Annotated in this window: 15 protein-coding genes; 6 read left to right on the forward strand and 9 right to left on the reverse strand. The window is 63.0% G+C overall.

The genetic code is table 11. The annotated features are described in order from the left end of the window. Nucleotides 1-5: 5 nt before the first annotated feature. Nucleotides 6-980, forward strand: coding sequence for a quinone oxidoreductase (locus tag GWE18_RS26900; protein WP_275188705.1), 975 nt, complete (start codon nt 6-8; stop codon nt 978-980). Nucleotides 981-1,084: 104 nt separating this feature from the next. Here GWE18_RS26900 and GWE18_RS26905 read toward each other — a convergent pair whose 3' ends face one another. The 4 genes from GWE18_RS26905 to GWE18_RS26920 all read right to left on the reverse strand — a co-directional run bounded on the left by GWE18_RS26905 (nt 1,085) and on the right by GWE18_RS26920 (nt 4,907). Beyond that, entirely contained in the window at nt 1,085-2,281 is a 1,197-nt protein-coding gene (locus GWE18_RS26905) for an acetylornithine transaminase (RefSeq protein ID WP_275188706.1), read from the reverse strand. A 243-nt stretch (nt 2,282-2,524) separates the two neighbouring features. After that, nucleotides 2,525-3,850 (reverse strand): 30S ribosomal protein S12 methylthiotransferase RimO, encoded by a 1,326-nt coding sequence (gene rimO / locus GWE18_RS26910; protein ID WP_275188707.1) that lies wholly within the window; start codon nt 3,848-3,850, stop codon nt 2,525-2,527. Nucleotides 3,851-4,018: 168 nt separating this feature from the next. Continuing rightward, complete coding sequence (locus GWE18_RS26915) at nt 4,019-4,480, reverse strand: hypothetical protein (RefSeq protein ID WP_275188708.1); 462 nt, start codon at nt 4,478-4,480, stop codon at nt 4,019-4,021. Continuing rightward, complete coding sequence (locus GWE18_RS26920; RefSeq protein ID WP_275188709.1) at nt 4,470-4,907, reverse strand: hypothetical protein; 438 nt, start codon at nt 4,905-4,907, stop codon at nt 4,470-4,472. The genes GWE18_RS26915 and GWE18_RS26920 overlap by 11 nt, the downstream gene beginning before the upstream one ends. Before the next feature lie 396 nt (nt 4,908-5,303). Between GWE18_RS26920 and GWE18_RS26925 the strand changes: the two genes are divergently transcribed. From GWE18_RS26925 to GWE18_RS26935, 3 genes are all read left to right on the forward strand, one after another. Next, entirely contained in the window at nt 5,304-5,894 is a 591-nt protein-coding gene (locus GWE18_RS26925) for an ANTAR domain-containing protein (RefSeq protein WP_057852587.1), read from the forward strand. Next, on the forward strand, nt 5,891-7,069 hold the full coding sequence (locus tag GWE18_RS26930) for a CmpA/NrtA family ABC transporter substrate-binding protein (protein WP_275188710.1): 1,179 nt from the start codon (nt 5,891-5,893) through the stop codon (nt 7,067-7,069). Before GWE18_RS26925 ends, GWE18_RS26930 begins: the two co-directional genes overlap by 4 nt. Nucleotides 7,070-7,300: 231 nt before the next feature. Next, nucleotides 7,301-7,453, forward strand: a complete 153-nt coding sequence (locus tag GWE18_RS26935) for a hypothetical protein (RefSeq protein WP_275188711.1) — start codon at nt 7,301-7,303, stop codon at nt 7,451-7,453. A 3-nt stretch (nt 7,454-7,456) separates the two neighbouring features. On the opposite strand, the gene GWE18_RS26940 is transcribed toward GWE18_RS26935, so the two are convergent. Genes GWE18_RS26940 through pxpB form a run of 3 tightly spaced genes read right to left on the reverse strand, consistent with a single transcriptional unit; the run spans nt 7,457 to nt 10,049 of the window. Further along, entirely contained in the window at nt 7,457-8,227 is a 771-nt protein-coding gene (locus GWE18_RS26940) for a 5-oxoprolinase subunit PxpA (RefSeq protein WP_275188712.1), read from the reverse strand. A 38-nt stretch (nt 8,228-8,265) separates the two neighbouring features. Then, complete coding sequence (locus GWE18_RS26945) at nt 8,266-9,321, reverse strand: biotin-dependent carboxyltransferase family protein (protein ID WP_275188713.1); 1,056 nt, start codon at nt 9,319-9,321, stop codon at nt 8,266-8,268. Continuing rightward, nucleotides 9,318-10,049, reverse strand: a complete 732-nt coding sequence (pxpB, locus tag GWE18_RS26950; RefSeq protein ID WP_275188714.1) for a 5-oxoprolinase subunit PxpB — start codon at nt 10,047-10,049, stop codon at nt 9,318-9,320. The genes GWE18_RS26945 and pxpB overlap by 4 nt, the downstream gene beginning before the upstream one ends. A 283-nt stretch (nt 10,050-10,332) precedes the next feature. On the opposite strand from pxpB, the gene GWE18_RS26955 reads away from it, so the two are divergent. Continuing rightward, on the forward strand, nt 10,333-11,031 hold the full coding sequence (locus GWE18_RS26955; protein ID WP_275188715.1) for a ribonuclease activity regulator RraA: 699 nt from the start codon (nt 10,333-10,335) through the stop codon (nt 11,029-11,031). Between the two features lie 23 nt (nt 11,032-11,054). Further along, nucleotides 11,055-11,459 carry a cupin domain-containing protein gene (locus GWE18_RS26960; RefSeq protein ID WP_275188716.1) on the forward strand — a complete coding sequence of 135 codons (405 nt, stop codon included), beginning with the start codon at nt 11,055-11,057 and terminating at the stop codon, nt 11,457-11,459. A 12-nt stretch (nt 11,460-11,471) separates the two neighbouring features. Here the strand turns inward: GWE18_RS26960 and GWE18_RS26965 are convergent, their stop codons facing one another. Together GWE18_RS26965 and GWE18_RS26970 are read right to left on the reverse strand one after the other, a co-directional pair. Further along, nucleotides 11,472-11,825: a hypothetical protein gene (locus GWE18_RS26965; RefSeq protein WP_275188717.1), complete on the reverse strand. Its 354-nt coding sequence runs from the start codon at nt 11,823-11,825 to the stop codon at nt 11,472-11,474. Nucleotides 11,826-12,008: 183 nt separating this feature from the next. Next, nucleotides 12,009-12,839, reverse strand: a complete 831-nt coding sequence (locus GWE18_RS26970; protein WP_275188718.1) for a DUF2147 domain-containing protein — start codon at nt 12,837-12,839, stop codon at nt 12,009-12,011. Nucleotides 12,840-12,905 lie beyond the last annotated feature (66 nt).

Below are 12,905 nucleotides of genomic sequence, written 5' to 3' on the forward strand. Positions count from 1 at the left end.
CTGTCATGACCAAGGCTGTGCGCGTGCACAAGGTAGGGGGTCCGGAAGCCCTGGTGTATGAAGATGTGGAGGTGCCGGCGCCGGGACCTGGTGAGGTCCGCATCCGTCAACACGCCGTCGGTCTCAACTTCATCGACGTCTATTTCCGCACCGGCCTCTACAAGGCGCCGGGACTGCCGTTCATCGCGGGCAACGAGGCCGCCGGCGAGGTCATAGCCGTCGGCCCGGGCGTCACTAACTTTCATCCCGGCGATCGCGTCGCCTATTATTTTACGCTCGGCGGCTATGCCGGCGAGCGAGTGATCCCGGCGGACAAGCTGGTCAAGCTGCCCGACCACATCACCTACGAACAGGGCGCGGTCCTGATGCTCAAGGGGTTGACCGTCTGGTACCTCCTGCACAAGACCTTCAAGGTCGAGCCTGGCCATCGCGTGCTGATCCATGCCGCCGCGGGTGGCATCGGTCTGTTGGCCTGCCAGTGGGCGAAGGCGTTGGGTGCACATGTGATCGGCACCGTGGGCTCCAAGGCGAAGGCCGATCTCGCGCTCTCCAATGGCTGCGACCACGTCATCCTCTATAACGAGGAGGACTTCGTCGCACGCGTGAAACAGATCAGCCGCAACGAGCTCTGCGACGTCGTCTATGACGGCGTCGGCAAGACCACCTTCCCGGGCTCCCTGTCATGCCTTCGGCCCCGCGGCCTGTTCGTCAGCTTCGGCAACGCCTCCGGCCCGGTGCCGCCGTTCCCGCTCGCCGAGCTCAACAATCACGGGTCGCTGTTCGCGACCCGGCCGAAGCTCAACGACTACGTCTCTACCCGCAAGGAATTGCTCGAAGGCGCCGACACGCTGTTTGCCGCCGTCATCAACGGCAAGCTCCACGTGCCAATCAACCACGCCTACGCGCTGAAGGACGCGGCGAAGGCGCATATCGAGCTCGAGAGCAGGGCGACGACGGGGGCGGCGATCCTGCGGCCGTAGAGTCCACGACTGTCATTCCGGGGCGATGCATAGCATCGAACCCGGAATCTCGAGATTCCGGGTCTGGTGCTGGCGCACCATCCCGGAATGACGACAACAAAAACCTACGCCACGCGTCTCGCCGCACCCGCCTTCACCAAGATCGCATCAAGGCAATCGATCATCAGCGATATCTCCTCACGCGTGACATTAAGCGCCGGCATGAAGCGCAGCGCATCGGGCTGCGGCGAGTTGATGAGCACGCCGTCCGCAAGCGCTTCGGCCACAATCGAGGCGCCGATCGGCAGTTTGAGATCGAGCGCAAGCAACAGACCCCGGCCCCGGACTTCGCCGAGCCCGTGACGCGCGGACAGTTTTTGCAGCTCGCTTTCCAGAAACAGGCCGGCATCCGCTACCCCTTTCAGGAATTCCGGCTTTGAAACCGCCTCAAGCACGGCAAGCCCGGCGGCGCACATCAAGGGATTGCCGTTGAACGTGCCGCCCTGGTCGCCGTGCTCGAAGCACGACGCATGCGCGGTCGCAAGCAGGGCGGCCAGCGGCACGCCGCCGCCGATGCCTTTGCCAAGCGTCATGATGTCGGGCTCGATATCGGCATGTTCGTAGTGAAACAGTTTTCCGGTCCGGCCCATGCCGGTCTGGATCTCGTCGACGATCAGCAGCAGGCCGTGCTGCCTGGTCAGTGCGCGCAACTCCTTCAGGAATTGATCGGTCGCCGGCCAGACGCCGGCTTCGCCCTGGATCGGCTCCAGCATCACCGCGACCGTATTGTCCGAGATAAGCGCCTTCACTGAATCGAGGTCGTTGAGCCTGGCCTTGCGGAATCCCGATACTTTCGGCTCGAACAACGGCTCAAACGCCTTCTTGCCCGATGCCGACATGGTTGCGAGCGTGCGGCCGTGAAAGCCGCCTTCGAAGGTGATGATTTCGAACGCGCCGTTCTTGTATTTTGCGCCGTATTTTCGCGCGAGCTTGATCGCGCCTTCATTGGCCTCCGCGCCTGAATTGGCGAAGAACACCTGATCGAAGCAGCTCTTCTCGACCAGCGCCTGCGCGAGCTTCAGGCTAGGACCGTTGTAGAAGGCGGGACTTGGCGTCAGCAGCAGCTTGGCCTGCGCGGCGAGCGCTTCGGCGACCACCGGAGGCGAATGGCCGAGGCAGTTGACGGCCCAGCCCTGCATGAAATCGAGATAGCGCTTGCCGCTGTCGTCCCAGAGGTAGGCGCCTTCGCCGCGAACGAACACGGCCTGCGGGCGTGCGGTGATGTTCATCAGCGCGTCGAACGGATGGGTAGCGTTGGTCATGTCAGGCTCCTCAGGGGTTTTGGGGAAGGGGCAGGCCGAAACGCAAGAAGGCCGCACTTTTGAGGGTGCGGCCTTCTCGAAAACTTTGCTGAAACTAGCTGATCAGCGTTGTCGTCGGACACGGCGCAACCCATCGTCGCTGGAGCGACGACGCAGGCAGGCGCGGCGGTTGGTCCGGTTCAGTTTCATGGCGATGGCCCATACAGCCTGACGCCAGTGGATGTCAAGCGGCGTCGAACGGCCTCAGAACCCCGCGACGCTACCGTGGAGGTCGTATTGATCCGCCCGCTCGATCTTCGCGGTGACGATCTCGCCGACCTTCAGCGGGCGGCGGCTGGAAAGATAGACCGCGCCGTCGATCTGCGGCGCGTCGGCCTTTGACCGACCCTTTGCGACCGTCGGCCCGACTTCGTCGATGATGATCTGCTGCCTTGTGCCGACCTTGCGCTTGAGGCGGCGGGCGGAGATTTTTTGCTGCCGCGCCATCAGCGCGTTCCAGCGCTCCTGCTTGATCTCGTCGGGCACGGCATGGCCGATCGCGTTGGAGGCGGCGCCCGCAACCGGCTCGTATTTGAAGCAGCCGAGACGATCGATCTCGGCCTCTTCGAGCCAGTCGAGCAAATAAGCAAAGTCGGAATCGGTTTCGCCGGGAAAGCCGACGATGAAGGTCGAGCGCAGCGTCAGGTCAGGACATTCCTCACGCCACTTCTTGATCCGTGCCAGCGTCTTTTCCTGCGCGGCGGGACGCTTCATGGCCTTCAGGACGTCCGGGCTTGCATGCTGAAAGGGAATATCAAGGTAAGGCAGAATCTTGCCTTCGGTCATCAGGGCGATGACTTCGTCGACATGCGGGTAGGGGTAGACATATTGCAGGCGCACCCAGGCGCCGAGTTCGCCGAGCTCCTTGGCGAGGTCGAAAAATCTGGCGCGGACCTGGCGATCCTTCCACGGACTTTCCGCATACTTCACGTCAACGCCATAGGCCGAGGTGTCCTGCGAAATGACCAGCAATTCCTTGACGCCGGCCGTGACGAGCCTTTCCGCCTCGCGCAGCACGTCATTGGCCGGACGCGATACCAGGTCGCCGCGCAGTTTTGGAATGATGCAGAAGCTGCAGCGGTTGTTGCAGCCTTCGGAAATCTTCAAGTAGGCGTAGTGCCGCGGCGTCAGCTTGACACCCTGCGGCGGCACCAGATCCAGATGCGGGTTATGGACCGGCGGCAACGCGCGGTGCACGGCCTCCAGCACACTCTCATATTGCTGCGGGCCCGTGATCGACAATACGCCCGGATAGGCCGCCTCGATCTGCTCGGGTTCGGCGCCCATGCAGCCGGTGACGATGACCTTGCCGTTCTCGGCCATCGCCTCGCCGATGGCGCCGAGCGATTCCTGCTTGGCGCTGTCGAGGAACCCGCAGGTATTGACAATGACGATATCGGCGCCGTCATGCTTGCGCGCCAGCTCATAGCCTTCGGCGCGCAGCCGGGTGATAATGCGCTCGGAATCCACGAGCGCCTTGGGGCACCCAAGCGAAACAAAGCTGACTTTGGGCGCAGCGGCCTGTTGCATATTTCATCTGCCTGATTGATCGGCAGGAGCTAGTCCCATTTGCCCATAATTACAAGGCTTTGCGGCGGCTTTCGTCGTGCTATGGATGCGTTGCCGGGTCACGGGTGAGGGGGAGTGACGTTTCCGAAGGGTGGAAACCCGGAGGCCTACGCGATGGGCCGATGCCCGTCATTGGGCCCGCTGCATCAATTTCGCGTATGCCGCGGCTGGAAACGGTGCCCCATATTCTCGCTCAAAGTTCGCGTCGCTTAACCTTGCTCGCAAGTTCCTGAGAGCTAAGACAAATGGTGACACAATATCCTGCCGTCCACCTTCAAACCTGAAGACTGAAGGCTCAGGGACCAAGGCGCTGCGCTTCCAATCCGGCCAGAGATTTATTTTGAGGACGGCCTGTGACGATTCCGCCGCGGCTTGCAGGCATAACTCACACTCCGGAGCACCTATTAGAAGACGAATTCTTTCATCAATGAAGCCGTCGTGCAAAACGCGGATCGCATCACAAAGCTGTTCTAGAAAAGGATAAACACTCGTCGTGAAGTCTTCCTCGAATTGCTGCGAGCCCGAGGAGAATCGCAGCTTCATCCCCCTACTCATGGGAGGTGATATCTCGACTTGAAGATCATCTGCCATGGGGAATCCTTTGGGAGGACGCGAAGCGCTTTCGGGAAAACCACTCGCGGGCGTCGGCGCGGAAAAGTAGCATTACGGAGACCATCCATATCGCGAACGCTACGTAATAGATGATGGTCGCGACGGGGTTAAGCTGGAAGCGTTCCCCGATATCCTCGATCAATGCGATGCCGAGGATACCGAGCAGTAACCAGAGGAGACTGATCCATCGAGCCCAATTTTGTCGCCTACGGGCTACCAGCCAAATCCACAGGAGCTGCACCGCGTTGATGACAACCATCAAAATCAGATTACCGCCGTGATACTGATGGTAGTACTTGGCGAACTCAGCGGGGTTCGCAGCGGCAGACGCCAAACCGACGACTAACGCCGTCCAGGCAAGCCGCTCGTACCATACAACGCTCCTCGGGCGGGTCACTACGCCCACCTGCTCCGATCCCCCGCTTGTCATACTCCTGCGCCCTGCCGTCCAATGTGTTGCGAACTTGTTCCGATAACATCAGGCACCCGGCACGCACAACCTCACGTAGATCGCTCCGCGTCAGTTTGAGTGCCCGCTAGGAGGTGACGAGCACGCGTCGAAATTGACTTGTCGATAGTCCAAATGACCGGCGCCTAGTGGTGGAGTGGGCAGGCCCAAAATTTACATGCGTTGTCTTACGGCACCCAAGGGAAACAAAGCTGACTTTTGGCACAGCGGCCTGTTGCATATCCATTTCTGCCTGATTGATCGGCGCGAGCTAGTCCTAATTACTCATAATTACAAGGCTTTGCGCCAGCTTCTGACGTGCTATGGATGCCCGGCCGGGGTAAGAGTTGATCGATGAGCGCTGAGTCGTCGCCGAAAATCGTCATTGTCGACGAAAGCCCGATCCGGGCCGCAATCCTGGAAGAGGGCTTGCGGGAGGCAGGCTTTACCGGCGTCGTGCATATCAGCGAAATGCAGAGCCTTCTGGCGCGGATCTATGCGCTCGACCCCGACGTCATCCTCATCGACCTGGAAAACCCTAGCCGCGACGTTCTGGAACAGATGTTCCAGGTCAGCCGCGCGGTGCGGCGGCCGATCGCCATGTTTGTCGACCAGAGCGACGCGGCCTCGATCCAGGCCTCCGTCGATGCCGGCGTCTCCGCCTACATCGTGGATGGCCTGAAGAAGGAGCGGATCAAGCCGATCCTCGACCTCTGCATCTCCCGCTTCAACGCCTTCTCGAAGCTGCAGGACGAACTCGACCGCACCAAATCCGCGCTCGAGGAGCGCAAGGTGATCGACCGCGCCAAGGGAATCCTGATGAAGGTGAAGGGCCTCACCGAAGACGAGGCCTATGTGCTGATGCGCTCCACGGCGATGCGCGAGAAAAAGAAGATCGGCGAGATCGCGCAGTCGATCCTGACCGCCTCGGAGCTATTGAAATGACCACACCGCTGCATATCGGCTTCATTCCGCTGGTCGACGCCGCCGCGCTCATCATCGCCGTCGACAAGGGCTTTACGGCCGCCGAAGGGCTCGATGTCACGCTGGTACGGGAAGTGTCGTGGTCCAACGTTCGCGACAAACTCAATATCGGCCTGTTCGACGCCGCCCATCTGCTGGCGCCCGTGGCGATCGCCTCCAGCCTCGGGCTAGGCCACGTCAAGGTGCCGATCGTGGCGCCGTTCAATCTCGGCCTCAACGGCAACGCGATCACGGTGTCGCCGGCGCTGCACGCCGCGATCATGAGCGAGATCGAGGGCGACGCCCTCGATCCCATGGCTACCGCGCTGGCGCTCGCCCGCGTCGTGGCCATCAGGCGCAAGAGCGGCGCGGAACCGCTGACATTCGGCATGACGTTCCCGTTCTCCACGCACAATTACCAGCTACGGTTCTGGATGGCGGCAGGCGGGGTCGATCCCGACGAGGATGTTCGCCTGGTGGTGCTGCCGCCGCCCTACATGGTTGACAGCCTCGCCAATGGCCATGTCGATGCGTTCTGCGTCGGCGCGCCCTGGAACTCGGTCGCGGTCGATCTCGGTGTCGGCCACATCCTGCATTTCGTCTCTGATATCCTGGTGCGCGCGGCAGAAAAGGTGCTCGCGGTCAGGCAAAGCTGGTCGGAAAAGAACTCGGGCGCGCTGGCTGCCCTGATCCGGGCGGCTTCCCATGCCGCCGAATACATCGAGGATCCCGGAAACCGCGCCGAGACCGCGCATGTCCTGGCGCGGCCGGACCGGCTCGGCGTCGGCGCCGAGGTGATCCAGCGCACCCTCGACGGCCGACTGAAGATTTCACCCGACGGTCAGCGGCGCGAGAGCGGCCGCTATCTTCTGGTCGGGCGCGAGGGCGCGGGCAGGCCCGATCCAGCGCAGGCCGCCTGGCTTTATGCGCAGATGGTGCGCTGGGGTCAGACGGTGATGCGGCCCGACGCGCTCCGAACCGCCATGGGGGTTTTCAGGCCGGACCTCTACGACGCCGCCATGGGGCGCCAGGGCAAGGCCCCAGACGCCTCGGAAGCCATCGGCGCCTTTGCCGGGCCCGCATTTGATCCGGCTGATATAGCCGGACACCTGGCCGCCTTCGGGATCGGGCGCTGGAAGCCTAGCTCGGCCGGCTGAGCCGTTCGGCGAATGAAGAAGAATGGCCGGTTCCGGCAGAAACGTTTACCAATCCGGGTTCCAACTGGCTCAAATCGGCTCGAATAAAATTCTCGCGCTGGTCGGGAGGAGGGGAATTTTCCCCTCGAAACGGAGCGCGCCGGAGCGCCCATATCGCTATTTCGGCTGATATCTTGCATCGGAGCGCGAACGATATTCCATATGCAGTCCATGCCGCGTTGGAGATCGATCATGCGCGAACTATCGGCGGAAGCCCGCCTCCACCTTTACGCACGCTCGGTGTCCCGCCGTTCCGGCAGCGGCTTGCATACCGCCGCGGCCTACGGCGCGTTCGCGCTCATTGCCGCCATCGTGTTTGGCACGCTGTCGGTTCATCCGTTCTAGGAATCAAATTATCGTCCTGAACGGCGCCACCGTTATCCCGGCATCCTTCAGAGCCTGACGCACGCCGCGCGCGATGTCGACTGCGCCTCGCGTATCGCCGTGAATGCACACGGTGTCGGTGCGCATCTTGATCACCTTACCGGTGACTGACACCACCGCGCCGTCCTGCACCATCCGCACCACGCGGTCGGCAATCGTCTTCGCATCGTGCAGCACGGCGCCCGGTTTCTTGCGCGACACCAGCGAGCCGTTGTCCTCGTAGGCACGGTCGGCAAACACCTCGTGCACCATCGGCAGGTTGGCGGCTTCGCCCGCCTGCACCAGCTTGGAATTGGCGAGCACCACGAAAATCAGATTGGGGTCGACCGCCTTGATGCCGTCGGCGATGGCCTTCGCGGTCATGTCGTCCTCACAGGCGACGTTGGAGAGCGCGCCATGCGCCTTCACATGCGTGACCTTGTAGCCGGCCGCGGTTGCGATCGCCTGCAACGCGCCGATCTGGTAGGCGACGAGATTTTCAATTTCCGAAGACTTCAAGCCGGGGATCGGCCGCCGGCCGAAGCCATGCAGGTCGCGATAGCCAGGGTGCGCGCCGACGCTGACGCCGCGCGCTTTCGCAAGCTCAACGGTGCGGCGCATAATGTCAGGATCGCCGGCATGAAAGCCGCACGCGACATTCACCGACGTCGCCAGCTCGATCATCGCGGCGTCATTGCCCATTTCCCACGCGCCAAATCCTTCGCCGAGATCGCAATTGAGGTCGATGGTTGTCATGATGTTGGTCCGCTTCTCGTGAGTGGATTCCGTAAGCGTCAGTCCGGGCCCGATGCATCGGCCAGAGATACTGCGTGCCAGGTTCCGGCATCGACTGCGCTGACGGCGTGGCCCGCGACATTGGCATCGTGCAGCGCGTCGATGTTGAGATCAATGTTTTCGATTGCGCGCAACCGCTCGGGCAGGGTGCGCAGCAATTCTGCAAATTTGCGCGCTTCCGCCTGTGCTTCCGCCATGCTGACGGCCCGGAAGCGAAAGGCGCGCCCGGCGGGAATCTGCGCGAACCGCCCGAGGTCGGCCGAAATCACGGTTGCGATCTTGGGATAGCCGCCGCTGGTGCCGCGGTCGGGCATCAACACGATCGGCTGGCCATTGCCGGGCACTTGCAGACTGCCGTTGACGGTACCGTCTGAGACGATGTTGTGGCCGTGCAGGTGCTTGAGCAAGGGGCCTTCGAGCCGGTAGCCCATGCGGTCGCTGGTTGCCGAAATCTTCCATTCGCTGTCGACAAGCAGTTTTTTGGTCTCGTCGGCGAATTCGTCATCCTGCGGACCCCAGACCATGCGGATCGGCGCGTCGGTTGCCGCCGGCAGTTCGATCCGCCGCTCCGGCGCGCTGCTTGCCGCTTTGGTCTGCAGTTCGTCGCCGGCCTGCAGCGGACGCGGATAGGGGCTGCCGAGGCCGGCGCGCGCGTTGACGGCAAGGCTGCCGAACATCGGCTCGCCGGCAATGCCGCCTTCGATCGCGAGATAGCTGAACGAACCGCCGCGGGCAAAGCCCAGCGTCAGGGTCTCGCCATCGGCGAGGGTTGCGGAAGTATCTGATGCCACGGCACGACCGGCGATATCGGCATTGCGCGGAGCTCCGGCCAGCGCAACGCGCACCGCGCCGCCGCGCGCGGTAAAGCTTGCTCCGAACGGACCGACTTCGACCGCCGCCGTGAACGGTTCATTGCCGGCCAGCGTATTCGCGGCCGCGAGTGCCAGCCGATCCATCGCGCCGCTCGGCACCAGGCCGTAACGCTGAGCGCCGGGACGTCCACCGTCCTGCACCGAACTTGCCGGGCCGATCGATGCAATGACGAGCTTGCTCATGAGGCGATCTGCTCGGCAATGAACTCGCCGGCTTCGGCAGCGCGATCCTGCTCCTCGAAAGTTTTGGCATCGACAGCCGCAAAGGTGACGTTGTCGCCCGGCTCCAGCAGGAAGATCGGATCGCGATGAAGCTGGTAGGTGCGGACCGCCGTCCGTCCCAGAAGGTGCCAGCCGCTCGGGCCGGCCAAGCACTGCACGCCGGTCTGTACCCCGCCGATCGAGATGGTGCCGGCCGGCGTCAGCAAGCGCGGATTCTGCCGCCGCGGCATGTGCAGGCTATCGGCGAGCCCGCTGAGATAGGACCACCCGGGCGTGAAGCCGATCATCGCGACGCGGTAATCACCGGCGACATGCCGCGCCACGATCTCGTCGGGTGTGGTGTTGAGGGTTTTTGCGACATCCTCGAGGTCGACGCCGTGCTCGCCGCCATACACAACCGGAATACGCCAGCGCCGGGTCTTTGTCGTTGCCGGTACCGGCCGCTGCGCGAGCGCGAGAATCTTTTCGCCAAGCTTGTCGAAATCGATCAACACGGGGTCGTAATGCACCAGCAGCGAACGATAGGTCGGCACGGTCTCGGTGATGCCTGCGATGGGTTCTGCAGCCAGCTCACGGTCAAGCGCCAGCACCCGCCGGTTGGCGGCGTCATCGATGTTGCGGCTGAATTCCACCGTGATGGCGCTGTCGCCACTCGGCAAAAGGCGGGGCGGGGATAGCGTCGCGGCCATGGCCTCGTAACTGTCTCGCAGCTATTGCTTTTGAGCATGATCTCTTCGGAAAACCGGTACCCACTTTTCCGGATCATGCTCCTGTGCTGGTCTCAACCTGTAGCGTGTTTTGGGCGCGAGTGGAATTCGCTTCGCGCGAAATCATCCAGTAAGTTCAATAAATTAATCTGCATGCCGATGATAAGATGTTGTGATCGCGCTGCTTTCCGCGAGCCCTTGACGCGATGCCCGCGCCCCGCAAGATGCGCTACCTTTCATCCATCCCTCGGAGCCCGCATTCCAGATGTCCCTGTCCCCTGAAGCTCTCGCAACCCTGTCCGGCGTGTCCACCGCCACGATCACCACCGTTCTGCTCAAGAAGGGCCTGCGAAACATCTGGATGCGCGGCACCAAGCCGCTGCGGCCTGGGCAGCCGCGGCTGGTCGGCCCGGCCTTTACGCTGCGCTTTGTGCCCGCGCGCGAGGATCTGGCAACACCGGAATCCTGGTCGTCGCCAATTTCGACCCGCACCGCGATTGAAGCCATGCCGAAGGGCTGCATCGCTGTCGTCGACGCCATGGGCATCACTGACGCCGGTATCTTCGGCGATATTCTTTGCGCGCGCATGGTCAAGCGCGGGGTTGCCGCGCTGATCACCGACGGTGTCGTGCGTGATGTCGAAGGCGTGCTTGGCACCAATCTTCCGGTCTGGTGCGACGGCTTCGCAGCGCCGCCTTCCGTGGCCGGGCTGACCTTCGTCGGCTGGGGCGAACCGATCGGCTGCGGCGGAGTTGCAGTATTTCCGAACGACATCGTCGTCGCCGACCAGGACGGGGCGGTGCTGATCCCGCAGGCGCTACTCGATCACGTGCTGGCCGAAGGGCCGGAGCAGGAGCGGATGGAGGCCTGGATCGTCAACGAGGTGAACAACGGCGCAGCATTGCCAGGCCTCTATCCGATGAACGCCGAGACCAAGGCGCGCTACGCCGCTACGAAGAAATAACATCAACCAGTAGAGGTAACTCCATGGAAATCCATCTCGCTGGCTCCCGGCCGACGCGCCGGGCGCCGCCGGACTATTTCACCGGCACGGTGCTGCAGGATCCGATCATCGCAACGGAGCAACCGGCGCGGCTGGTCTCGACACGCGTCTCGTTCGAGCCGGGCGCGCGCACTGCATGGCACACGCATCCGCTAGGGCAGACGCTGTACGTGATTTCAGGCGTTGGCCGCGTCCAGGCCAAGGGCGGACCTGTCAGGGAAATCCGGCCCGGCGACGTCGTCTGGATTCCGCCCGGCGAGAAGCATTGGCACGGCGCTTCGCCGACCAACAGCATGACCCACATTGCCATGCAGGAAGCGTTCGACGGAAGCTACGTCACCTGGATGGAGCACGTGAGCGACGCGGAGTATTCCGTGAAGGTCGGCTAAATTCCTGCCGCTTCACAAGCGCTGAGCGGTCCAGGTGCCGGAGCACAAGGCTGCGCGCCACGTGCCCGAACCTGACGTGCCCGTGAGAACGCCGGAGCCGACCGCGCGCTTCATGCCGCTCTCAAGGGTCACGCGGATGGTGCCGGCTTCGGCGACGCGGCCGGAAGCCGTTACCGCGGCGTTGTTCGAGGCGACCTGGCCGTTGCTGATCCCGATCGAGACTGACGCGCCGCTGCTGCAGGCGGCGTTCGACGAGTTGATCTGCACATTCCAGGCGCCGTCGAATGTTGCGGCTGCGGATGGTGTCGCAAGGCCCAGTGCAGCAAGCAGCGTAGCGGCTATTACGGATTTCCGAGACTTTACCATGACGTGCCCCTTTGGTTGGACACGATCACACTCTCACGCCGGTTCCATGGTGACTGTGATTACCATCACGCGACGGGACGCCAAGAACGGGACGCCAAGACAGGACTCATGAAAAGACAGGGCTCATGAAAAGCCCCGCGCTACGGCGGGGCTCCGGTCGAATGTACAGGCCGTGCCTGCCGGTCAGTTGACGCGGGTCCAGGTCTGGCCGCCACAGAACATGCCGCCGAAGGCGCAGCCCTGAACGCGCAGACTGTCGGTGCCCTTGAGGGCGATCGTCGAGTCATAGGTGCTGCCGGTGGTCGGATCGAGAATCCGGCCACTCCACTTATCCTTGCCGGGTTTCATGTTGATCAAGACCTGCTCGCCGTTCTGCTCCGACTTCTTGTCGATGGAATAGCCGCAGAGATTCGGGCCGCATTGCTCGATCCGCACCTTGCCTTCCTTTTCCTCCGTCAGCCACACGCCAAGCGGTGAGTTCGCCGTCGAAGCTGCCGGGGCGGCGGCCTGTTTCTGTTGCGGCGGCGGTGGTGCCGGTGCGGCAACGGGGGCGGGCGCCGGCGGTACCGCCGGAGCGGCGCTCGGTGACGCTTGAGGAGCGGCGGGTGTTGCCGCGGGCGCAGCGGCATCCGTCGGCGCAACCGCCGCCGTCGCCGTCGATGGCGTGGCCGTTGCAGCGGCGGGAGCGGCCGGAGCAGGGGCGGCAGGCGCTGGCGCCGTCGCCGCAGGAGCGGCGGCCTGCTCAGCCGGTGCTGGCGCGGCCGGGGTTGTAGCTTCGGGTGCGGTCTTCGCCTGCTGCGGCGCCTTTTTGCCCGGACGATCCAGATCGCCTTCCTCGCCACGCGGGCGCTTGGCCTTCTTGCCGGTATTATCGTAGACGCCAGGAATGGAAACGGTGCCGCGATCGGGATCGATCGTAATGGTGCGGCCACCATACTCGAAGGAGTACTGGGCCTGCGCGGCAGTGACGGTGCTCGCCAGCAAGAGCACAGCGATAGCGAGACACTTCTTCATTATGCGACCTCCTGAGCAGGGAATCCGAATTCCCTAGTACGCAGCGACTGCTTCACCAAACGTGAT

Source organism: Bradyrhizobium sp. CSA112 (assembly GCF_029051645.1).
GTDB lineage: Bacteria > Pseudomonadota > Alphaproteobacteria > Rhizobiales > Xanthobacteraceae > Bradyrhizobium.